Annotated in this window: 21 protein-coding genes and 3 tRNA genes; 17 read left to right on the top strand and 7 right to left on the bottom strand. The window is 68.2% G+C overall.

The features are described from left to right. The first annotated feature begins 12 nt into the window (after positions 1 to 12). From argC to msrB, 3 genes are read left to right on the top strand one after another with little or no spacing between them, the layout of a single operon-like run. Entirely contained in the window at positions 13 to 990 is a 978-nt protein-coding gene (argC, locus tag V6M51_RS14530) for an N-acetyl-gamma-glutamyl-phosphate reductase (protein WP_332768257.1), read from the top strand. After that, the gene (locus tag V6M51_RS14525) at positions 990 to 1,424 is read left to right on the top strand and encodes a GNAT family N-acetyltransferase (protein WP_332768255.1); all 435 of its coding nucleotides are present in this window, start codon (positions 990 to 992) and stop codon (positions 1,422 to 1,424) included. The genes argC and V6M51_RS14525 overlap by 1 nt, the downstream gene beginning before the upstream one ends. Positions 1,425 to 1,467: 43 nt before the next feature. Continuing rightward, the gene (gene msrB / locus V6M51_RS14520; RefSeq protein ID WP_332768253.1) at positions 1,468 to 1,956 is read left to right on the top strand and encodes a peptide-methionine (R)-S-oxide reductase MsrB; all 489 of its coding nucleotides are present in this window, start codon (positions 1,468 to 1,470) and stop codon (positions 1,954 to 1,956) included. On the opposite strand, the gene V6M51_RS14515 is transcribed toward msrB, so the two are convergent. Beyond that, entirely contained in the window at positions 1,953 to 2,297 is a 345-nt protein-coding gene (locus V6M51_RS14515) for a winged helix-turn-helix transcriptional regulator (protein WP_332768251.1), read from the bottom strand. The two genes, msrB and V6M51_RS14515, sit on opposite strands and share 4 nt — an antisense overlap. A gap of 106 nt (positions 2,298 to 2,403) precedes the next feature. Here V6M51_RS14515 and V6M51_RS14510 point away from each other — a divergent pair, with 106 nt between their 5' ends. Next, positions 2,404 to 3,108 carry a glutathione S-transferase family protein gene (locus tag V6M51_RS14510; protein ID WP_332768249.1) on the top strand — a complete coding sequence of 235 codons (705 nt, stop codon included), beginning with the start codon at positions 2,404 to 2,406 and terminating at the stop codon, positions 3,106 to 3,108. A gap of 22 nt (positions 3,109 to 3,130) precedes the next feature. On the opposite strand, the gene V6M51_RS14505 is transcribed toward V6M51_RS14510, so the two are convergent. The 3 genes from V6M51_RS14505 to phaC are packed head-to-tail and all read right to left on the bottom strand — an operon-like array spanning position 3,131 to position 6,442. Then, positions 3,131 to 3,685, bottom strand: a complete 555-nt coding sequence (locus tag V6M51_RS14505; protein WP_332768248.1) for a hypothetical protein — start codon at positions 3,683 to 3,685, stop codon at positions 3,131 to 3,133. Continuing rightward, complete coding sequence (locus tag V6M51_RS14500) at positions 3,682 to 4,635, bottom strand: alpha/beta hydrolase (protein ID WP_332768247.1); 954 nt, start codon at positions 4,633 to 4,635, stop codon at positions 3,682 to 3,684. The genes V6M51_RS14505 and V6M51_RS14500 overlap by 4 nt, the downstream gene beginning before the upstream one ends. 4 nt (positions 4,636 to 4,639) lie before the next feature. Next, on the bottom strand, positions 4,640 to 6,442 hold the full coding sequence (gene phaC, locus V6M51_RS14495; RefSeq protein WP_442957861.1) for a class I poly(R)-hydroxyalkanoic acid synthase: 1,803 nt from the start codon (positions 6,440 to 6,442) through the stop codon (positions 4,640 to 4,642). A 250-nt stretch (positions 6,443 to 6,692) separates the two neighbouring features. On the opposite strand from phaC, the gene V6M51_RS14490 reads away from it, so the two are divergent. The 12 genes from V6M51_RS14490 (at position 6,693) to V6M51_RS14435 (ending at position 15,099) form a co-directional block, all read left to right on the top strand. Continuing rightward, positions 6,693 to 7,133 carry a hypothetical protein gene (locus V6M51_RS14490; protein WP_332768243.1) on the top strand — a complete coding sequence of 147 codons (441 nt, stop codon included), beginning with the start codon at positions 6,693 to 6,695 and terminating at the stop codon, positions 7,131 to 7,133. Between the two features lie 115 nt (positions 7,134 to 7,248). Continuing rightward, positions 7,249 to 8,469 (top strand): LL-diaminopimelate aminotransferase, encoded by a 1,221-nt coding sequence (locus tag V6M51_RS14485; protein ID WP_332768241.1) that lies wholly within the window; start codon positions 7,249 to 7,251, stop codon positions 8,467 to 8,469. Next, positions 8,466 to 9,755: a homoserine dehydrogenase gene (locus V6M51_RS14480; protein WP_332768239.1), complete on the top strand. Its 1,290-nt coding sequence runs from the start codon at positions 8,466 to 8,468 to the stop codon at positions 9,753 to 9,755. Before V6M51_RS14485 ends, V6M51_RS14480 begins: the two co-directional genes overlap by 4 nt. A gap of 49 nt (positions 9,756 to 9,804) precedes the next feature. Further along, positions 9,805 to 10,758, top strand: a complete 954-nt coding sequence (gene glpX / locus V6M51_RS14475) for a class II fructose-bisphosphatase (protein WP_332768237.1) — start codon at positions 9,805 to 9,807, stop codon at positions 10,756 to 10,758. 62 nt (positions 10,759 to 10,820) lie between these two features. Beyond that, on the top strand, positions 10,821 to 12,623 hold the full coding sequence (gene recJ, locus V6M51_RS14470) for a single-stranded-DNA-specific exonuclease RecJ (RefSeq protein ID WP_332768235.1): 1,803 nt from the start codon (positions 10,821 to 10,823) through the stop codon (positions 12,621 to 12,623). A gap of 56 nt (positions 12,624 to 12,679) precedes the next feature. After that, a tRNA-Glu gene (locus V6M51_RS14465) sits at positions 12,680 to 12,754 on the top strand. Between the two features lie 153 nt (positions 12,755 to 12,907). Next, on the top strand, positions 12,908 to 13,552 hold the full coding sequence (locus V6M51_RS14460) for a cold-shock protein (RefSeq protein WP_332768233.1): 645 nt from the start codon (positions 12,908 to 12,910) through the stop codon (positions 13,550 to 13,552). A gap of 30 nt (positions 13,553 to 13,582) precedes the next feature. Continuing rightward, on the top strand, positions 13,583 to 14,116 hold the full coding sequence (locus tag V6M51_RS14455) for a DUF192 domain-containing protein (protein WP_332768356.1): 534 nt from the start codon (positions 13,583 to 13,585) through the stop codon (positions 14,114 to 14,116). Further along, a complete protein-coding gene (locus V6M51_RS14450) occupies positions 14,109 to 14,531 on the top strand; it encodes a PaaI family thioesterase (RefSeq protein ID WP_332768231.1) in 423 nt (140 codons plus the stop codon). Before V6M51_RS14455 ends, V6M51_RS14450 begins: the two co-directional genes overlap by 8 nt. Positions 14,532 to 14,604: 73 nt before the next feature. Continuing rightward, positions 14,605 to 14,681 (top strand) — tRNA-Pro (locus tag V6M51_RS14445). 31 nt (positions 14,682 to 14,712) lie between these two features. Next, complete coding sequence (locus V6M51_RS14440; RefSeq protein ID WP_332768229.1) at positions 14,713 to 15,018, top strand: ETC complex I subunit; 306 nt, start codon at positions 14,713 to 14,715, stop codon at positions 15,016 to 15,018. Positions 15,019 to 15,022: 4 nt separating this feature from the next. Continuing rightward, a tRNA-Arg gene (locus V6M51_RS14435) sits at positions 15,023 to 15,099 on the top strand. Positions 15,100 to 15,123: 24 nt separating this feature from the next. On the opposite strand, the gene V6M51_RS14430 is transcribed toward V6M51_RS14435, so the two are convergent. Continuing rightward, positions 15,124 to 16,626, bottom strand: coding sequence for a hypothetical protein (locus V6M51_RS14430; RefSeq protein ID WP_332768227.1), 1,503 nt, complete (start codon positions 16,624 to 16,626; stop codon positions 15,124 to 15,126). A 16-nt stretch (positions 16,627 to 16,642) separates the two neighbouring features. Next, entirely contained in the window at positions 16,643 to 18,067 is a 1,425-nt protein-coding gene (locus V6M51_RS14425) for a DUF4474 domain-containing protein (protein WP_332768226.1), read from the bottom strand. A gap of 232 nt (positions 18,068 to 18,299) precedes the next feature. On the opposite strand from V6M51_RS14425, the gene V6M51_RS14420 reads away from it, so the two are divergent. After that, positions 18,300 to 19,640 carry a M20/M25/M40 family metallo-hydrolase gene (locus V6M51_RS14420; protein ID WP_332768225.1) on the top strand — a complete coding sequence of 447 codons (1,341 nt, stop codon included), beginning with the start codon at positions 18,300 to 18,302 and terminating at the stop codon, positions 19,638 to 19,640. 160 nt (positions 19,641 to 19,800) lie between these two features. Here the strand turns inward: V6M51_RS14420 and metC are convergent, their stop codons facing one another. Further along, positions 19,801 to 20,961, bottom strand: a complete 1,161-nt coding sequence (metC, locus tag V6M51_RS14415) for a cystathionine beta-lyase (protein ID WP_332768224.1) — start codon at positions 20,959 to 20,961, stop codon at positions 19,801 to 19,803. Between the last annotated feature and the right edge of the window lie 36 nt (positions 20,962 to 20,997).

Here is a 20,997-nt window from a genome sequence, read left to right as displayed (position 1 = left end):
AGGATATTTCTCATGACCCAGACCGTGTTCATCGATGGCGAAGCCGGCACCACGGGCCTTCAAATCCGCGATCGGCTGGCAGGCCGCAGCGACCTCGAGGTCGTCTCGATCGATCCGGCCAAGCGCAAGGACCCGGACGCCCGCGCCGAGCTGCTGAACGGTGTCGACGCGGTGATCCTGTGCCTGCCCGACGCGGCGTCGAAGGAGGCGGTCGGCATGATCACCTCCAATTCCGTGCGGGTGATCGACGCCTCGACGGCCTATCGGACCGCTTCGGGCTGGACCTACGGCTTTCCCGAGATGGCGCCGGACCAGCGCGCCGCCATTGCCGGGTCCAAGCGGGTCAGCAATCCGGGCTGCTATCCCACCGGCTTCATCGCGCTCACCCGGCCCCTCGTCGAGGAGGGCGTGGTCCCCGCCGACTGGCCGATCACCGTCAACGCGATCTCCGGTTATTCGGGCGGCGGCAAGGGGCTGATCGAGGAGTTCGAAAGCCCGACCCCCGGCGGGACCAGCGACGCGTTCCGCACCTACGGCCTGACCCTGCAGCACAAGCACGTGCCCGAGATGCAGCTGCATGGCGGCTTTGACCATCCGCCGTTGTTCGCGCCTTCGGTGGGCCGCTACGCCCAGGGGATGATCGTCGAGGTTCCGCTGCAGCTCTGGGCCCTGCCGTCCAAGCCCAAGCCCGAGGACCTGCGCGACGCCCTGGCTAGCGCCTATCGGCAAGAAGCCTTCGTCGAGGTGGCCTCCGACGAGGAGACCAAGGCGCTGCAGAAGGCCCGCGCCGGGGCCGGCGGCTTCAACGCCCAGCTCGATCCCGAGGCCCTGAACGGCACCAACAGGATGAAGCTCTACGTGTTCGGCAATCCGGAGACCGGCCAGGCCCGCCTGGTCGCCCTGCTGGACAACCTGGGCAAGGGCGCCTCGGGCGCCGCCGTGCAGAACCTCAACCTGATGCTGGGCCTGCCGGAAGCCACGGGCCTGTGATGCTGCGCCGGGCGAGCCTTGCGGACGCAGGCGCCATCGCCCGGCTGCACCGGCTGACCATGCAGGTGTCGCTGTCCTACCTGCCGGAGCTGCATACGCCGGAGGAGGACCTGTGGTTCTTTTCCGAGCGCCTGCTACCCGAGTGCGAGACCTGGGTGGCGGAGGCCGGGGAGGGGATCGTCGGCTATGTCGCCTTCAAGCCCGGCTGGATCATGCACCTCTATGTCCATCCCGAGCATCAGGGCGCCGGGATCGGCGCCGCCTTGCTGGCCAAGGCGCTGGAGGACGGGACGCCGCGCCAGCTCTGGACCTTCCAGCAGAACGCCAGGGCCCGACGGTTCTACGAGACCCGCGGCTTCAAGCTCGTGCGGCTGACCGAAGGAGCGGACAATGAGGAAAAGACCCCGGACGCCCTCTATGTCCGGGAAGCCTGACGGCGCCTTGCATCCGCCACCGCCGTCGCGCCGTATATCGACCATGACCCTTGATAGACGCACCCTCCTACTGGGCTCCTCGGTCGCGTTTGCGGCCGCGCCGGCCCTCGCTCTCGCCGCCGCGGCGGACCCCTATGCCGCCTCGCCCTGGCGCAAGATCACTGACGCCGAGTGGAAGAAGCGCCTCGACGTCGGCGCCTACAACGTCCTGCGCCATGAGGCGACGGAGATGGCCGGGACCAGCCCGTTCAACAAGGAAAAGCGCCGCGGGACCTATGTCTGCGCCGGCTGCGCCCTGCCGCTGTTCAAGTCGGAATGGAAGTACGACAGCGGCACTGGCTGGCCCAGCTTCTACACCGCCATCAGGGGCGCGCTGGGCAAGAAGACCGACTATGGGCTGGGCATCCCGCGCACCGAGTACCACTGCGCCCGCTGCCTGGGCCACCAGGGCCACGTCTTCCCCGACGGTCCGCGGCCGACCGGGCTGAGGTACTGCAACAACGGCGACGCCCTGGGCTTCATCGCCGCTTAGGCCGCGTCGCGGATGCGTACGCCGGAGCGATCGGCCGCCGTCTGATCCCACCAGCCGCCCAGCCCGTCGATCAGCGGCACGAGCGTCAGACCCGAGGCGGTGAGGTCGTATTCGACCCGCAACGGATAGCCGCCATGGGCCGTGCGCCGGACGATGCCAGCGTCCTCCAGCTTGCGCAGCTCCAGCGACAGCATCCGCGCCGAGACCGTGGGATTGTCGCGCTTCAGGTCGCTGAACCGCTTGGTCCCGTCCTTCAGATAGTACAGCAGCAGGGTCGGCCAGCGACCGCTGAGCACTCGCATGACTTCCTCGATGGGGCAGCGGGAGACGACGTCTTTCATGGGCGAGCCTCGGTTACAAATTTGTGCGTAATTTACATTGGGCCTCGGGCGCCTAGGTTCCAGTCTCGCTGCGCAGCGTGATCCTCAAAACATCACGGAGCGAACAATGGAACCGATCCTGGTCTACGGATTCCCGCTGGGAAGCGCGACCGGTCTGGTGGCCGCTTTCGAGTGGCTGGGCCAGCCCTACCGGCTGTGCCGCGTCGACATGTTGAAAGACATGAAGAACGACGACTACAGACGCCTGAACGGCCGGGCCGAGACGCCGGTCCTGATCACCGACGACAGCCGGGTGCTGACCGAGACCATGGCCATCGCCCAGTGGCTGGAGGTCCGCGACACCGAGCGGCGGATCAGCTTCGCGCCGGGCACGCCGGAGGCCGATCGGATGCACCAGTTCATCGCCTTCGTGAACACCGGCTTCACAGGCGCCTTCAGCCCCCTCTGGGCGGCGCTCGAGATGGACCCGCCCAACCCGTCGGTCCAGGAGCCGCTACGGGCCGTGGGCCGCAAGATGGCGGCCGACCGGCACGGGCAGTTGGAGGCGATGATCGGCGACACGCCGTTCCTGGTCGGCGGCCGTCCGACCTTGGCCGACGGGGTCTTTGCGGGCGTCGCGCGGTGGGCGGAGTTCCATGGCGCACCCGATCTCTCAGCCTATCCGAAGCTGTCGGCCGTGCGCCGCCGCATCGAAAGCGACCCGGCCTTTGCCTTCGCCGTGGCGATCGAGGATGGCGAGACCCCGACGGGTTCCGGGGCGATGACGGGCCAGGTTCCGCTGGCCGACGTCATCGCACGCTTCGCGGGGTAGGCCGGCCTTGCGCTCTCCCCAGCTAGGGCGCTGGGGAGATTGGCGCGGCGAGATCGAATTCCACGCGGAAATGCCGCTCCGGCCGGCGCAGTTCGTAGGCGAAGATCTTGCCGGGCTCGACTTCCATCGCCCAGACATTGGTCACCGACACCGCCCGGTTCTCGCGGACGAACAGGTCCTTGGAGAACCGGTCCACTGGGAATTCCTGGCGCGAGGCTGTGCCTGGCGAGGTCGTATCGCCGCCGTATTGGCTGACCGAGTCCTCGGTTCCGTCCGAATGGCGATGGTCGTGCTTCAGGCGTAGGCCGGTGTTGACGCGGGTCACCAGCCAGGTGCGCGACCTGTCCTCGCCCACATGGAAGGGGATGCGGACCTCGTTGGCGCTGCAGGCCATCACCGTCATCACCAGCGGCTTGCCCGCGAAGGCGGAGTCGGCCGGATCGGTTGTCACCACGCGGCCGGTGAAGCTCTTGCCGCACAGGGCGCTGAGGCGCGCGAAGAACGCGTCCTGCGGCGTCGCCGCCTGGGCCGGGGCGGCGAGCAGCATCAGTAGGGTGGGGAGGGCGAAGGCCTTCATAGCGTCTCCGGGGCTGGGCGGGGCAGGGCGCCCAGCACGTGGTCGATGGCGCGGACCACCGCGTCGGCATGGGGGAGGCCCAGCAGAGTGGCGTGCTCGGCGTCTGGCACATTCTCATACCAACCGGCGCGGGAGGCCCGCTCGGGCGCGCGACGGGCGATGTTCCACTCGGCCATGCGCGCGGCGTCGCCGGCGGTGACGACGGCGACCGGCCAGGCGGGATCGAGCGACACCGCGCCGGCCTGGACCGATCCTTGCGTCCAGGCCAGGACCTCGTCGGCGGCGGTGCGGGCGTGGCGGCCCGAGACGAAGGCGTGCTTCTTCTCGATCGAACCCTGGGGCGGCAGGCCGATGCGGTCGCCGAAGCCGTAGGCGATACGGATCATGCCCAAGGTCCCGGCCACGGCGGTGATCCGGCCCACCGTGCGCACCCGCGACAGGAACCGCTCGGCGCGCGGGTCGCTGGTCATTTCCGGGGTGGTGGCCTCCAGCAGCACCAGGCCCGCGACCTTGTCGGGGTTCTTGCCGGCGAACAGCCGCACGTGTTGGCCACCCATGGAGTGGCCCATCAGGATGAAGGGGCCGCGCTCGCCTGAGGCGGCGACCAGCTTTTCCAGGTCGGCGACGATGGCGGCGCTGTCGCGCGGCTTGGGGCCGGGATCGGAGAAGCCCAGGCCCGCCCGGTCATAGGCGCAGGACCGCAGGCCGCGCGCGGTGAGCTTCTGCTGCACGGCGGCGAAGTCGGCGGCCAGGCCCCAGGCGCCGGCCTCCATCCAGACGACGGGGAGGGCGGATTTCGGGCCCGCGCAGACCAACCTCAGCTTGCGCCCGCCGATATCGACGAAGGTCCCGCTGGGCTTGAACGGCCCGGCCGCGGCGACCACCGCGAAGCCAACGCCGATCCATAGGGCCAGGAGTACGCCCAGGCCCACCAACAGCAGTTTGATCATGAACCTACGACTTCACCTTCACATAGGACCCGGGCGCGTCCTCGATGGGCTTGAGCTTGCCCTGGGCCGGGTCGCGGGCCGCGACCATGCCGCCGGACTTGGCCTTCAGCCACTCGGCCCAGTGCGGCCACCAGGAGCCGGGGGCCTCCTTGGCGCCGTCCATCCAGGCCTCAGGCGTGTCGGGCAGGTTGGCGTTGGTCCAATGCTGGTACTTGTTGGCCGCCGGGGCGTTGATCACCCCGGCGATGTGGCCCGACCCCGCCAGGGTGAAGGTGACCGGGCCTCCGAACAGCTTGGCGCCGCGATAGACCGACCGCATGGGCGCGATGTGGTCCTCCTTGGACGACTGCACATAGACCGGGGTGTTCACCTTGCTGAGGTCGAGCTTGACGTTGTCCATAACCAGCTCGCCCTTCGCCAGGGCGTTCTCGCCATAGAACTTGCGCAGGTAGAACAGGTGCAGAGCCTTGGGCATCCGGGTCTGGTCGGAGTTCCAGAACAGCAGGTCGAAGGGCTTCGGCTCCTTGCCCATCAGGTAGTTGCTGACGAAGAACGACCAGACCAGGTCGTTGGACCGCAGCATGTTGAAGGTGTCGGCCATGGTCTTGCCCGACAGCACCCCGCCGCCGGCGTCCATCTGCTTCTCGAGGTCGCCCAGCCAGTCCTCGTTGGTGAACAGCAGGAGATCGCCGGCCTCGGCGAAGTCCTGCTGGGCGGCGAAGAAGGTGGCCGAGGCGATCCGCTTGTCGTTCTTGGCCGCCATGTGGGCCAGGGTCGAGGAGAGCAGGGTGCCGCCGATGCAGTAGCCGACGGTGTTGACCTGATCGACGCCTGCCTGGGCCATGGCCGCGTCGGTGGCCTCGTAGATGCCCTGCAACATGTAGTCTTCGAAGGTCTTGTCGGCGAGCTTCTGATCGGGATTGACCCAGGAGGCCACGAAGACGGTGATCCCCTGGTCCGCAAGCCAGCGGATCATCGAGTTCTCGGGCCGCAGGTCCAGGATGTAGAACTTGTTGATCCAGGGCGGGAAGATCACCAGCGGGATCTGGTGCACCTGTTCCGTGGTCGGTTGGAACTGGATGAGCTGCAGCACCTCGTTCTGGAAGATCACCTTGCCCGGGGCGGTGGCGACGTTGCGGCCGATCTCGAACATCTCGTAGTCGGTCTGGCTGATCGAGAGCTGGCCGCCGCCGCGCTGCAGGTCGGCGGCGAAGTTCTCCATGCCCCGCACCAGGGACTCCCCCTGGCTGGACATGGCCTCGCGCAGCGCCGCGGGGTTGGAGGCCAGGAAGTTCGAGGGTGAGAAGGCGTCGGTGAGCATCTTCATGAAGAACTCGACCCGGCGCTTGGACATCGGGTCGACATCATCGACGTCGGAAACCAGGGCGTTCAGCCAGTTCGAGGTCAGCAGATAGGACTGCTTGATCACGTCGAAGACCGGGTTCTCGGCCCAGTCGGGATCATTGAAGCGCTTGTCGCCCTTGGCCGGGCTAACCACCGGCTCGACCGTCTCGCCCGACGCCTTGCGAGCCGCCGACTGCCAGAGTTCGAGATAGCGCTGGAAGAGGTCGGCCTGGGCCCGGACCAGTCGGTCGGGTTGGGATGAGAGCCGGCCCATGACGTCGGTGAGCGCCGGAGCCACGTGGAACGGGTCGGGCGACAGGGCCGCGGGCCGCTCGGCCTGGCGCAGGGCCGCCTCGGCGATGGCGCCCTGAGCAGTCAGGGCGGCGCGCGCCAGGTTGGCCGACATCTTCTCGATGATCTCGCGTTGTTCGCCGTTGAGCCCCGGCGCCTCGAAGCTACGCATTGGTTCGCCATTGGCCTTGGCGTGCGACGACGGCATGGGCTCAGACGCCGGCGGGGCGGCGGCCTTGGCGGCCTTCTTGCCGGCCTTGTCAGCGGACTTGGCCTTCTTCCTGGCCTTGGATTTGGTCGGCCCAGACGGTTGTTCGCTCATGGACTTTATCCTCCCGACCCCGACTGGTTTGAGCTCCGGCGCGCTCGCGCTCTTTCGCCCGAAGCGATCATGGCATAAGACCGGCAGGGAAATGAACGCGTTGCTTCGACTTTTCGTGAACCGGCCCGCGCCGCGCAGCTTCGCCTGCGTCTGCGGCGCCGCACTGCTGAGCGGCTGTGCGGCCAGTCCCTTCGCGACGGCGCAGGTCGATCCGGCCTCGCCGGTGGCCGCCGACGTGGCCAGGATGGCGCGCGCGTCGAGAGACTATCCGAGCTTTTCCGAGATTCCGCCGCTGCCGGCCGACCAGCGTCCCCTGCGAGAGTTCGGCCGCGCGGTCGACCAGCTCGAAGTGGCCTCGGCCAGGCTGGACCGCGAAACGGCTCCGGACACCTGGACCTTGACCGGCACGGAGCGCTTCGTCAGCCGCGCCCAGGCCATGGTCGCGCCCGGCGGCGACAGCGACGCCTCCACCACGGCGGCCTCGGAAGCCTTCGCGCGGCAAATTCGGGAGCGAGCTACCCCGCCTCCGCTGCCCAGATAAGAGGCTGGCGGGGGCATAAATCACCTTGAACCTGCTTGGCGGCTCCCCGGACGGGGGCTATCCATGCGCGACTTCAGCTCCCATACCGCCGCCCGTCCCGCGGCACGAGCTTTCCATGACCCCTGAATTCCACCGAATCCGCCGCCTTCCGCCCTACGTCTTCGAGGAAGTGAACCGCATCAAGGCGCGCCTGCGCGCCCAGGGTACGGACATCATCGACTTCGGCATGGGTAATCCAGACATGCCGACGCCCAAGCATATCGTCGACAAGCTGATCGAAACCGCCCGCGACCCGAAGGCGGGCCGCTACTCCGCCTCCAAAGGCATTGTCGGCCTGCGCCGCGCCATGGCCGGCTACTACAAGAGACGCTTCGGCGTGACGCTCAATCCCGACACCGAGGTGATCGCCACCCTGGGATCGAAGGAGGGCTTCGCCAACCTCGCCCAGGCGCTCACCGCCCCCGGCGACGTGATTCTCTGCCCCAATCCGGCCTATCCGATCCACGCCTACGGTTTCATCATGGCCGGCGGGGTGATCCGCCACGTGCCCGCGCCGTCGCCGGAGGAGTACCTGTCGGGGGTCAGCGCGGCGATGCGCCATTCCAGTCCGGCGCCTAGTGTCCTGATCCTGTCCTATCCGTCGAACCCGACCGCCCAGTGGGTGGACCTCGACTTCTACAAGGACGCTGTGGCGCTGGCGAAGAAGCACGACCTGCTGGTCCTGTCCGACGTCGCCTATTCCGAGATCTATTTCGACAGCAACCCGCCGCCCTCGATCCTGCAGGTCGACGGCGCCAAGGACCTGGCCGTCGAGGTCAATTCCCTGTCCAAGACCTACGCCATGGCTGGCTGGCGCGTCGGCATGGTGGTGGGCAATGAACGCATGTGCGCCGCCCTGGCGCGGGTGAAGTCCTATCTGGACTACGGCGCCTACACGCCGATCCAGGTGGCCGCCGCCGCGGCGCTGAACGGCCCGCAGGACTGCGTCGACGAGATCCGCGCCATCTACAAGTCGCGCCGCGACACCCTGGTCACCTCCATGGCCCGCGCCGGCTGGGACATCCCGTCGCCGCCGGCCTCGATGTTCGCCTGGGCGCCCCTGCCGGAGAAGTTCAAGGGCGTGGGCTCCCTGCTGTTCGCCAAGCTGCTGATCGAGGAGGCCGGCGTCGCCGTCTCCCCGGGCGCGGCCTTCGGCGAGTACGGCGAGGGCTATGTGCGCATCGGCCTGGTGGAGAACGAGCACCGGATCCGCCAGGCGGCGCGCAATGTGAAGAAGTTCCTGGCCAACGCCGACGAGATCCTCGGCCGCGCCCACAACACCCTGGCGGCCCAATGAGCAGATCGAACTGGCGCGTCGGCGTCGCGGGCCTCGGCACCGTGGGCGGCGGCCTGCTGAACTTCCTGTCGGACCGGCCCGGCTTCGCGCCGGCCGGGGCCACCGCGTCGGTCACCGGCGTCTCGGCGCGCTCGCGCTCGCGGCCCCGGCCCTACGACATCTCGAACCTGCCCTGGTTCGACGACCCCGTGGCGCTGGCCGCCTCGCCGGATAACGACATCTTCGTCGAGCTGATCGGCGGTTCCGACGGTCCGGCCAAGGCCGCCGTCGAGGCCGCGCTGAACGCCGGCAAGCCGGTGGTCACCGCCAACAAGGCCTTGATCGCCGAGCATGGGGCGGAACTGGCGGCCCTGGCCGAGGCCAAGGGCGTGCCGCTGCTGTTCGAGGCCGCCGTCATGGGCGGCACCCCGGCGGTGAAGATGCTGCGCGAGGCCATGGTCGGCGACGACGTCATGTCTGTCGCGGGCATACTCAACGGCACTTGCAACTATATCCTCACCGAGATGGAGACCGGCGGCCGTCCGTTCGCCGAGGTGCTGGCCGAGGCCCAGCGCCTGGGCTACGCCGAGGCCGACCCGACCATGGATGTCGGTGGGTTCGACGCCGCCCACAAGATCTCGATCCTGGCGGCGCTCGCCTTCGGCTGCGCGCCGAACTACGCGGCCGCCGAGATCGAAGGCATCGACCAGGTGGCCCTGCTGGACATCCAGCTCGCCAAGGATCTGGGCTACCGGATCAAGCTGATCGCCTCGGCCAGCCGCTCGGACGGGGGCGTGCTGGTGCGGGTCCATCCCACCCTGGTGGCGCTCAATCATCCCCTGGCCCAGGCCGGCGGGGCGCTCAACGCGCTGTTCATCGAGGGCACGCGAATCGGCCGCATCTTCATCCAGGGCCCGGGCGCGGGAGCCGGCCCCACGGCCGCCGCCGTGGCCGCCGACATCGCTGATGTCATGACCGGAGCCAGCCGGCCGGTGTTCCAGGCCAAGGCCTCGACGCTGAAGCCCTTCACGCCGGTCGACCCGTCCAAGAGCATGAGCCGCGCCTATCTGCGCTTCCTGGTGAAGGACGAGCCCGGCGTCATCGCCGCGGTCTCCGAGACCCTCGCCGAGGCCGGAGTCTCCATCGAGAGCTTCCTCCAGAAGCCCGTGGAGAATGCAGACGGCGTGCCGATCGTGCTAACCACCCACGCGGTTGCGGAATCCGTGCTCACGGCGGCGATCGACCGCATCGCGAATCTGTCGTCCGTGCTGGATAGACCCCGGCTCTTGCGCATCGCGCGCATCTAAGACTGTAAAGATAATCGAACGCTCCAGCAGGGGGCGCGGGAGAGACGCAATGAGTTCCGAAGTTCTGGATCGCGGCCTGGTTCTGGACGCGGTCCGGGTCACCGAGATCGCCGCCATCGCCGCCTGGAAACTGGTGGGTCGCGGTGACGAGAAGGCAGCCGACCAGGCCGCCGTCGACGCCATGCGCACCGCGCTCAACGACCTCGATATCGATGGCGAGATCGTCATCGGCGAGGGCGAGCGCGACGAGGCGCCGATGCTCTACATCGGCGAGAAGGTGGGGCGCGGCAAAGGCCCGAAGGTCGACATCGCGCTCGACCCGCTGGAAGGCACCACGCTCACGGCCAAGGCCATGGCCAATGCGCTGGCGGTGATGGCCTGGGCGCCCAAGGGCACACTGCTCAACGCTCCTGACACCTATATGGACAAGATCGCCTGCGGGCCGGGCTTCCCGGCCGGGATCATCGATCTGGACAAGACTCCGGCCCAGAACGTCCAGGCGCTGGCCGAGGCCAAGGGCGTCGAGGCGTCCGAGATCACCGTCTGCGTCCTGGACCGTCCGCGCCACGCCGACATCATCGCCAGCGTCCGCTCGGTGGGCGCGCGGGTCTATCTGATCACCGACGGCGACGTGGCCGGGGTGATGAACACCGCCGACCCCTCGACCGGCGTCGACCTCTATGTGGGGCAGGGCGGGGCGCCCGAGGGCGTGCTGGCCTGCGCGGCGCTGAAATGCGTGGGCGGCCAGTTCCAGGGCCGGCTGGTCTTCCGCAACGCCGACGAGAAGGCCCGCGCCAAGCGGGTCGGCATCACCGACTTCGACCGCAAATACGACCTGCACGAAATGGTGCGGGCTGACGCGATCTTCGCGGCCACCGGCGTCACCAACGGCGCCCTGCTGGACGGCGTGCAGTACGAGGACGGCTTCGTGCACACCCACACCATCGTCATGAACTCCGCGACCCAGACGGTGCGCGAAGTGCGGATGAAGCGCCCCGTCTGATCCGGACGTAGGGGCCGCGCGCGAGCCTTCGACGCGGCCCCGACTCCGGCTAGACTCGTCCGATGGCCGACGGAACCACGCCCATGGGCTATCTCGGCGTCACTCGCTCCCTGACCGGACGGCTGTGGCGCGAGCGTCCGGCGGACGGCGAGACCGTGCGGCGCCACCAACTCGGCCTCGGCCTCTCGGAGCCCCTGGCCCGCGCCCTGGCCTCGCGCGGGATCGCCGCCGACGACGGGGCGAACTACCTGAACCCGACCCTCAAGGCGCTGTTTCCCGACCCGTCCAGCTTCCTGGACATGGACCGGGCCGCCGAGATCCTGGTCGACGCCCTGGTCTCCGACCGTCCGATGACCATCTTCGCCGATTATGATGTGGACGGAGCCTCAAGCGCCGCCCAGCTGGTCCGCTGGTTCCGCACCCTGGGCAAGGAACTGCCCATCTATGTCCCCGACCGGATGACCGAAGGGTACGGACCCTCGCCGGCGGCGTTCAAGCGCATCCGTGACAGCGGCGCGGAGCTGGTGGTCACGGTCGACTGCGGGGCCGCGGCCTATGAGGCCTTGGCCCATGCCGAAGAGATCGGCCTCGACGTGGTGGTGATCGATCACCATCTGATGCGCGACGAGATCCCCAAGGTCGCGGCCCTGGTCAATCCCAACCGTCCCGGCTGCACGTCAGGGCAGGGGGTGCTGGCCGCGGCCGGCGTCGCCTTTGTGCTTCTGGCGGCGCTCAACCGCGAGGCCCGCAAGCGCGGCCTGTTCGAAACGACCCCCGAGCCCGATCTGCGCCAGTGGCTGGACTTGGCGGCCCTGGGCGCCATCTGCGACGTGACACAGCTGGTGGGCTTCAATCGGGCGCTGACGACCCAGGGACTGAAGGTGATGTCGGGCTGGAAGAACCCGGGCCTCAAGGCGCTGCTGGAGGTTGCCAAGGGCTCCGGGCCGGCCGGGGTCTTCCACGCGGGCTTCATATTGGGGCCCCGGATCAACGCTGGCGGCCGGATCGGACGCTCGGATTTGGGCGCGCGCCTGCTTTCCACCGACGATCCGGCGGAGGCCGCCGAACTGGCCGCCGAGCTCGACGCGCTCAACGCCTCACGCAAGGAGGTGGAGCGCGAAATCTTCGAGCAAGCTATCCAAATTGTCGACCGCGAGAGCAACCAGGACGACGCCGCCCTGACCTTCGTGGCCGCCGACAGCTGGCATCCCGGTGTCATCGGCATCGTCGCCAGCCGCCTGCGCGAACGCTATCGCAAGCCCGCCCTGGTGATTGGGATCGACCGGGCGGCGAATATCGGCAAGGGCTCCGGCCGCTCCCAGACCGGGGTCAATCTCGGCCGGGCGGTCCAGGCGGCCTTCGACGAGGGCCTGCTGCTGGCCGGCGGCGGCCATGCGATGGCCGCGGGCCTGTCGGTGCGCCCCGACACCATTCCCGACCTGCGCGCCTTCCTGAACGAGCGCCTGGCCGCGGAGACGGAAGCGGCCACCGCTGAGGACGGCCTGGACATCGACGCCCTGGTGACCACGGGCGGGGCCGACCGCGGCCTCTGGCAGGCCTTCCAGGCGCTGGCGCCCTTCGGGCCGGGCAATCCCGAGCCGATGTTCGCCGCGGCCGACGTGCGCATCGAGCGGCCCATGGCCCTGCGCGGCGGCCATGTGCGGGTCACCTTGACCGACGGCTCAGGCGGCCGGCTCAAGGCCGTGGCCTGGCGCGCCGAGGACACCGAGATCGGCAAGCGGCTGATGAGCGAGGGCGGGGCGGTGCATGTCGCGGGCCGTCTGAAGCCGGACGATTGGCAGGGCCGCGAGAGCGTCGAACTTGAGATCGAGGACGTCGCCGATCCTCGGCGCATGGTTGGCTGATCGGGCGACTTGCATAGGCCCTGAATCGCCGATATAGACGCCGCTCTCGCGCACGCGGTCCCTTCGTCTATCGGTTAGGACGCCAGGTTTTCAACCTGGAGAGAGGGGTTCGACTCCCCTAGGGACTGCCACGCGACGCCCCTTCGCCGCCGCCAAAGCGCGCGAAATACGCCTGATGCGTGCGCCAGGCGAAAAACTCCCATTGACGGCTCAATAGTTACCAGAACAGTGTTATAGTTGGCCTTAGTCCGAAGGGATCGGGGGAGACCGGGCCAGAGGGGCAAATGTCTGGTTACGAATTCGAGGGAGTAGATTCGCACGAAGAATCCGTGCGGATCAGCGGGCGCGTGAAGTGGTTCGACGCCGGCAAGGGTTACGGGTTCATCGTCCCTGACGATCCTAGTCAGACGGGACTTAAGGACGTCTTGCTTCACGTGACCAGTTTGCGGAATTCCGGGCGTGAAAGCGCCTTGGAAGGCGCCGTCATTGTCTGCGATGTGATCCGCCGTCCGAAAGGCTGGCAGGTGGCCGAGGTGGTCGAGGTCGACGAGAGTTCGGCGCCCGCGCCGACCGACCGGCGCCGCCATGACGAACACGGCGGTTTCCGGCGCGACGCCTATGACCGTGGCGGCGGCTACGACCGCGGCGGCGGGAGCCAGGGCGCCTACCAGGCCCGCACCCCGCGCCGTCCGCCCATCAGCGCCGCCCGCGGGCCGCTGGAACGGGCCAAGGTGAAATGGTTCAACCGCGCCAAGGGCTACGGCTTCGTGGTCCGTGACGGTGAGAGCGGCGACATCTTCGTGCACATCGAGACCCTGCGGCGCTCGGGCATCGAGGACCTGCAGCCGGGCGACGACGTCATGGTCCGCTTCGCCGAGGGTCCGAAAGGGCTTGTCGTGGCCGAGATCGAGTCTGTAGGTCTGGCCTAGACCTCAGTTCGGAGCCCCTCAGTGTCCCGCATGACCTACGGCCTGCGCGCCGCGCTGGCGGGCGCGCTCGCTCTTTGCGCCTACGCCTGCGCCGCCGAGCCCGCGCCCGCGGCCAAGCAGGTCGCCCGGGCCCCCGTGGCCGCCGCACCCGCGAAGCCCCTTGTCGACGCCGCGGTCCCCGCGGGCTTTGAAGCGCTGGAGGTGGTGACGCCACAGGGCCGCACCCGGTTCCTCGTGGAGATCGCCGACGACGAGCCTGAGCGCAATCGCGGCCTGATGTACCGCAAGGTCGTGGCCCCGGACCGCGGCATGCTGTTCGACTTCCACACGCCGCGCGAGGTGGCGTTCTGGATGAAGAACACCCTGATCCCTCTGGACATCATCTACATCCAGGCCGACGGGACGGTGCTCTCCATCGCCAGCAACACCACCCCGCTGTCGGAGGCGCCGATTCCTTCGGGCGGCCCGATCCTGGGGGTCCTGGAGTTGGCCGGAGGCCGCGCCGCCGAGATCGGCCTGTTGCCCGGCGACAAGGTCGTCCACCGGATCTTCCAAGGTGGCTGAGGTCATCCCCGACCCGCCCGAGGGCTTCATCCGCTCGTCAAACCGCGGCCCGTTCTCCAATCACAACGGCCCCTATTTCCACCGCGAGGTGATGGGGGAGATGACCGAGCAGGCCTTCTTCGCCCTGCCGAGGCACGCCAACGGCCTGGGCCTGGTGCATGGCGGCATGCTGACGGCCTTCATCGACGGCCTGCTGGGCGCGGCGACCTTCCGCGCCACCCGCCAGACCGGGGTGACCATCCAGCTCAACGTCAACTTCCTGCACATGGCCCGGGTCGGCGAATGGGTCATGGGCGAGGCCAGATGCACCCGCGCGACCAAGGACGTCGCCTTCGTGGAGGGCCGCGCCTATGTGGGCGGCCACGACGTGATCCGGGCCAGCGGCGTCTTCAAGTTGATGCATCGCCGCGACTGAGCCCGCCCCGCGCGGCTTTGTTCAATTGCGGGAAAGGCCAAAGCCTTATATCGCACCCCTTGCCGGCGCTCTTCGGGGTGTAGCGCAGCCTGGTAGCGCATCTGCTTTGGGAGCAGAGGGTCGGAGGTTCGAATCCTCTCGCCCCGACCACGCCGGCAAAGATTTGGAGACAGAGACCCGCATGCTCGCGCGCATCTATCGGCCGGCCAAGAACGCCATGCAGTCCGGCAAGGGCAACACCAAGGACTGGCTGCTGGAATTCGAGCCGGCCTCGGCCAGACGCGCCGATCCGCTGATGGGCTGGACGGTGACCGGGGACATGGACGGCCAGGTGCGCCTGTCCTTCGACACCAAGGACGAGGCCGTGGCCTATGCGGCGGCGCACGGCATCGCCTTCCAGGTCACCGATCCCAAGCCGGCCAAGAAGATCATCAAGGCCTACGCCGACAACTTCGCCTTCGGCCGCAAACAGCCCTGGACCCACTGACCGGGCGCCCATAGCTCAACCGGATAGAGCATCCGCCTTCTAAGCGGACGGTTGCAGGTTCGAGTCCTGCTGGGCGCGCCACTCTCGCGGCGGGTGGCGCCAGGCTCAGGCGACGAAATCCACGTAGAACGGATGGCCCATATGGGCGACCGAGCCGGGCGCTCCCCAGGATCCGCCGCCCGACTTGGTGCGGAAGCTGGCGCCGCCCGAGCAACTGTTCCAGGACGTGGTCGGGCAGGCGAAGCTGAACGCCTGCTGGCCCCGCGACGGCGACTGATAGGTCACGGAGCCGGACGTGCCGACCGGGCCCGGGAAGTCCTGCAGCCAGAGGGTCACGCTGGCGCCCGCCGCGATGGTCGCGGGCGGCGGCACGACCCAGTAGCCATTGGCCGCGTTCGGCGCGCCCACCAGGGTCATGGCGTCCGCGCCGCTGTTCTGGATGATCGCATAGGAGGAATAGTCGGCGCCGACCTCGACAATCGGGGTGACCGCGGCGTTGACCGGCACGATCTGCGTGCCGCCGGCCGCCGAGGCCATGACCTGGGCGCTGAAGCTGTTGGTGTCGATGACCACGAAATTGACCGCCTGGGGCGGCATGTCGGGGGTCGAGGGGCACTCGAAGCCGCTGTTGGCGTACTTGATCAGGGTGGTGTCGATGCCGGAGATCGGCGTGTGGGTGTGGCCCATGACGATGATCTGGGAACCGGATTCGAACGCCTGCCGCTGGGCGAACCAGCCCATGTAATAGGCGAGCGCGTCGGCCAGGGCCGACTTGCCGGCGATCAGATAGCCGATCGCCCCGCCGCCGCACTGGGCCACCCAGTTGGTGAACAGGTTGTCGTAGGCCGGGCGCACGTCGACATCGAGCGCCACGACCTGGCCGCTCGGCAGGACGAAAGTCTGGTTCGCGGGCGTGGCCGTCTGCGCGGCCACCGAGTCCAGCAGGGCCGCGCTGATGGCGAAGCTGCCGCTCAGGATCGCCGCCTTGATCACGGCCGAGACGTCGATGCCGTTGGGGCTGCCTTGGCCCGGCAGGCTGGCCACTGTGTGGCCGGGGGGCAGGTCTCGCGCCCACTTACTGGCGATCATCCGGGTGACGAAGTGGCCGACCGGCAGGGGCGTCCAGGGGCTCAAGGGGTCGGGCGCATTGAACATGGTGTAGGCGTTGCCGTGGCCGAGCGCGATCCGCTGGTCCCCCGCGCCCAGGGGGTAATAGATGCTGTCGGCGAAGCGCATGGCGTGGCCGCCGGCGCTGACCACGGTGGCGACCTCGGCGGCGGTCACCCCCATATCGTGGTTGCCCGGGACATAGGTCACCGCCCCGCCCAGGGCGTCGAGCACCTGGCCGAAGAAGCCCGCGGGCCCGAAGATCGCCGGCTGGGCGGCGATGATCTGGGCGAAGCTGGGCGGCTGGACATTGGCCGGATGGGTCCAGAAGTCGACCACGTCGCCCAGCAGCACCAGCTCGCTGATGTTGGCCGCATTGGCCACGATCCAGTCGCAGATGCCCTTGAGGTACGGGTTGTGGATCGACGATTGGTACCAGACGGTGGGCGCGTCGTCGGCGATATGGATGTCGCTCAGGACGACGATCTGGTGCTTGGCCATTTCGCGAGCTTCCTTCTCAGAGCGGCGCCGGCCCCTGCGCCCAGACATAGGCCGCATAGAGCGGGTGGCCGCTTCCCGGCACGGAGCCCTGTGAGCCCCAGCCGCCGGTCGTGCCCGACTTGGCGTAGATGGCGAACCCGGGCTGGTCGCATTGGACGTAGTTGCTGGAGAAGCCGGTCGGGCAGCCGAAGGTGAAGGTCACCGTGGCGGTGTTCCCCTGGGCGTTGACGTAGGAATAGGTCGCCCAGCCCTCGCTGCCCAAGGGTCCCAGATTGTCCTTCAGGTAGAAGCGCCCGATCGTGCCGGCCGGGATCACCGCCGGCGGGGTCACCATGAAGGTCCCGCAGTCGATGCCCAGGTGGGTGTTGATGCCCAAGGACACGAAGGTCAGGTCGCTGGCCGCCACCCCGCCATAGGGCAGGTTGACCACCTCCACGGCGGTCGAGAAGTTCATGGTGAAGATCTGGGCGAAGGCCGCGTAGACCGACTCCACCCACGAGACGATGTCGTAGCCGGCGGTCGTGATCCAGGTGGTCACCGCCTGGGCCGCGGCGCCCAGCTCGGTGGCGATCAGGGTGGCGACCGCCGTGGCGGTCTGGCCCGCATTGCGCAGCGCCGTGGCCAGCAGGGCGCCGATGAAGTTCGGCGCCTTGGCCATGACGGCGGACTCGATCTGCGCCGCCACCGCGGCGGGGACCTGGTTGGGATCGTTGTTGGGCAGGTTGAAGGCGTCATAGGTGGCGACGATCGCCTGCTGCATCGCCTGGGCGGGCGCCAGGCCCGGACTGCCCGTCCAGGGCTGCGGCGCGAACGGCGCGGCGAAGGTGAAGCTCACCGTCACGCCGTCGTCCTTGTAGGTGTAGCCCATGGCGCTGAGCGCGGCGATGAAGCCCGCATGCATGTCGGCCGCCGGCAGGCTGATGGCGATGTCCATGGTCAGCTGGTCTGGGGTGGAATAGACCCCCCACTTGAAGCCGGTGAGCCACCAGTGCAGCTCCGGCCCGCGGGTGAACAGCGGCGTCCCATTGCGGTTGAGCGTGAACGACATCTGCAGCATGTCGGCCGTATCGGCCGATTGATAGAAGTAGCCGTGCGCCGGGTCGTAGGGTCGGGTCCCAACCACTGCGTCGAGCAGCGGGTAGTAGATCGGCGGATTTTGCGCCGGGCGGTTGTAGACCCCGATCTCGCAGCCGGTTTCCAGGCCGTACTGGCCCTTCCACAGCTCGACCATCCACATCTTCCCCTGACCGGTGAAGAAGATCGGCTCGCAATCGATGACGGTGTCCATCAACAGCGCCGCGGCGTCGTACGCGTAGGCGTAGCCCAGGTTCCGCTGCAGCGCGTCCATGCGCGAATAGATGATGTCCTGGCTTGGGTCGTAGAGGAACCCGGCCACATAGACGAGCTTCGCCAGCGGGCTGGTCGGTGTCCAAGTCGTCATGGCCAAACCCCCGTTCGGAGAACTCCGTTACGCAGGATAGGCAACACACCTAAAACAGGTATTCAAGGAATGTTCGCGTCAATGGATACACGAGCGCGTGAACGACGTGTGTGGCATGAATGCTCTACCAATGCGCGATCGTCCCCAGTCGCCTGGGTCCGGCCGGCTAGCGGCTGCCCGGCATCAGAAACTCGCCGCGCTTGAGTTCCGCGCGCTGGCCGGGGAAGGTCCCGTGCGATTCAAGTTCCAGGGGATTCCCGTGACCAACCGTAGAACGACCGCCGCCGCCCTGGCGGGCCTGATGCTCTTCGCCGCCGGCCCGGCCATGGCCGCGGGCCTGACCGCCCAGGAGAAAAAGCTGGTCGCCGCTTCGGCTGCCGAGGAGGCGCGCTCCCTGGCCCTACTGGAGAAGCTGGTCAACATCAACAGCGGCACCCTGAACCTTGCGGGCGTCACCAAGGTCGGCGCGATCCTGCAGGATGAGCTGAAGGGCGTCGGCTTCGACGTGAAGTGGATTCCGATGGAAAAGGCCGGCCGCGCCGGGCACATCGTCGCCACCCACAAGGGGTCGGGCAGGGGCAAGCGGATGCTGCTGATCGGCCACTTCGACACGGTGTTCGAGCCCGACAGCCCGTTCCAGACCTATGTCCGCCGCGGCGACATCGCCGAGGGACCCGGCGTCAACGACATGAAGGGCGGCCTGGTGATCATGATCGGCGCCTTGCGCGCCATGCAGGCGGCCGGGACGCTGAAGGACGCCGACATCGTCATCGTGCTCACCGGCGACGAAGAGCGGGCGGGCTTGCCGATCTCGGTCTCGCGCGCCGACCTGGTCGCGGCGGCCAAGACGAGCGACATGGCCCTGGAATTCGAGAGCCTGGCTCGCGAGGACGGCAAGGACATGGCCTCGATCGCGCGGCGCTCCTCCACTGACTGGACGATCAAGGTCAGCGCCAAGTCCGGCCACTCGTCGGGCGTCTTCGGCGACGGGGCGGGATACGGCGCGGCCTATGAAATGGCCCGGATCCTCGATGGATTCCGGCGCGAGGCCCGCGAGGTCAACGCGACCTTCAATGTCGGCTTCATGGCCGCCGGCGCGACCGCCGAAATCAACGCCACCGAGACCGGCGCGGCGGCCACCGGCAAGAACAACATCATCGCCGGTCAGGCCGTGGCCCAAGGGGACCTGCGCACGCTCTCCAATGCCCAGACCGACAGCATCCACGCCAAGATGAAGGCCATCGTCGATCAGTCCCTGGTTGGGGCCAAGGCCGAGATCGAATTCGGCGAGGGCGGCTACCCGGCCATGGCGCCCACCGAAGGATCCCGCAAGCTTCTGGGTAAGCTCAACGAGGTGAACCGCGACCTGGGTCTGGAGCCGATGGCCGAGCTCGACCCGCTGAAGCGTGGGGCCGGCGACATCGGCTTCGTGGGCGACCTGCTGCCGGGCTTGATCGGCTTCGGTTCGGCGGGCGAAGGGTCGCACGCGGCCGGCGAGACCATGGACCTGAAGAGCCTGGACCGGCAGACCAAGCGCGCGGCCCTGTTCATGAGCCGGATGGCGAAGCCTTAGAGCGCTTCACCCCCCTCCGTCACTCTCCGCTTCGCTCCGAGCGCCACCTCCCCCACATCGCGCTGCGCGCTGGGGGAGGATCTGGGAGCTCAAGGATGCTCCCCCTCTGGGGGAGCTGGCGGCCGAATGGTCGACTGAGGGGGACTTTGACTTCGTTCTGCTACAGCGCGGCCCCATAGGCGTCCAGTCCCTGGCGCAGGTCGGCCATCAGGTCGTCGGGGTGCTCCAGGCCGATATGCAGGCGTATGAGCGGCCCGGCGAACTTCGGCGCCGACTTGCGCTTGCCGAGCTGGGGATCGCAGGAGATGGCGAGGCTTTCGAACCCGCCCCAGGAGAAGCCCAGGCCGAACAGTTCCAGGGCGTCGAGGAATGCGTTCACCGCCCGTTCGGGCGCGGGCTGCAGGACGAAGGCGAACAGACCGCAGGCGCCCTTGTAGTCGCGCTTCCAGAGCTCGTGGTCGCGGGCGCCGGGCAGGGCGGGGTGGATGACCTCGACCACCTCCGGCTGCCGCGCCAGCCAGGCGGCGATCCGCAGGGCCGCGCCGCCCTGCTGCTCCAGGCGGACGGGCAAGGTCCGAAGGCCCCGGAGCATCTGGTAGGCGTCCTCCGGCGAGACCGCCCAGCCCATGTTGTGGACGCCGTCCTCGAGCTGGCCGGCGAGTTTCTTGTCGGCCACGGCGGCCGAGCCCATGAAGACGTCGGAGTGCCCGCCGACATATTTGGTGAGCGCCTGGACGCTGATGTCGACACCGTGGGCGAGGGGCTTGTAGAGGAAACCTGCGCCCCAGGTGTTGTCGGCCAGGGTCAGGACGCCGCGGGGCTTGGCCAAGCGCGCGATGGCGGCCACATCCTGCATCTCGAAGGTGAGCGAGCCTGGCGACTCCAGGGCGATGAGCCGGGTGGCGTCGGTCGCCATGGCCAGCAGATCCTCAGGCGATGTGCGCGGATCGAAATAGCGGACCCCGACCCCATACTTCGCCAGGACCTGATCGCAGAACCGGCGGCTGGGCTTGTAGATGTTGTCGGTGACCAGGATCTCGTCGCCGGCCTTCAGCACCGCCAGCATGGCGCCGGTGAAGGCCGCCAGGCCCGAGGGATAGAGTTCGACCGCCGCGGCGCCCTCCATCTCCGCCAGGGCTGACTTCAGGCTTTCATGGGCCGCGAGCCCCGCGCGACCATAGGTAACGTAGGCGTCGTCGTCATAGAGGGCCCGCGCGTTGGGCAGCAGGACGGTGGAGCCCTTCTGAATGGGCGGTCCCACGGTCTTGGCCAGCTTTGCGGGCGTGGCACCGGCGCGGATCAGTCGGGTTTCTTCAGCCATGCGGGTTGACGCGCCGGAACGAACAGGAGCCAAAAT

Origin of the sequence: Phenylobacterium sp., assembly GCF_036677185.1 — a bacterium.
Classification (GTDB): Bacteria; Pseudomonadota; Alphaproteobacteria; order Caulobacterales; family Caulobacteraceae; genus Phenylobacterium.
This window is presented reverse-complemented; position numbering and strand designations above follow the sequence as displayed.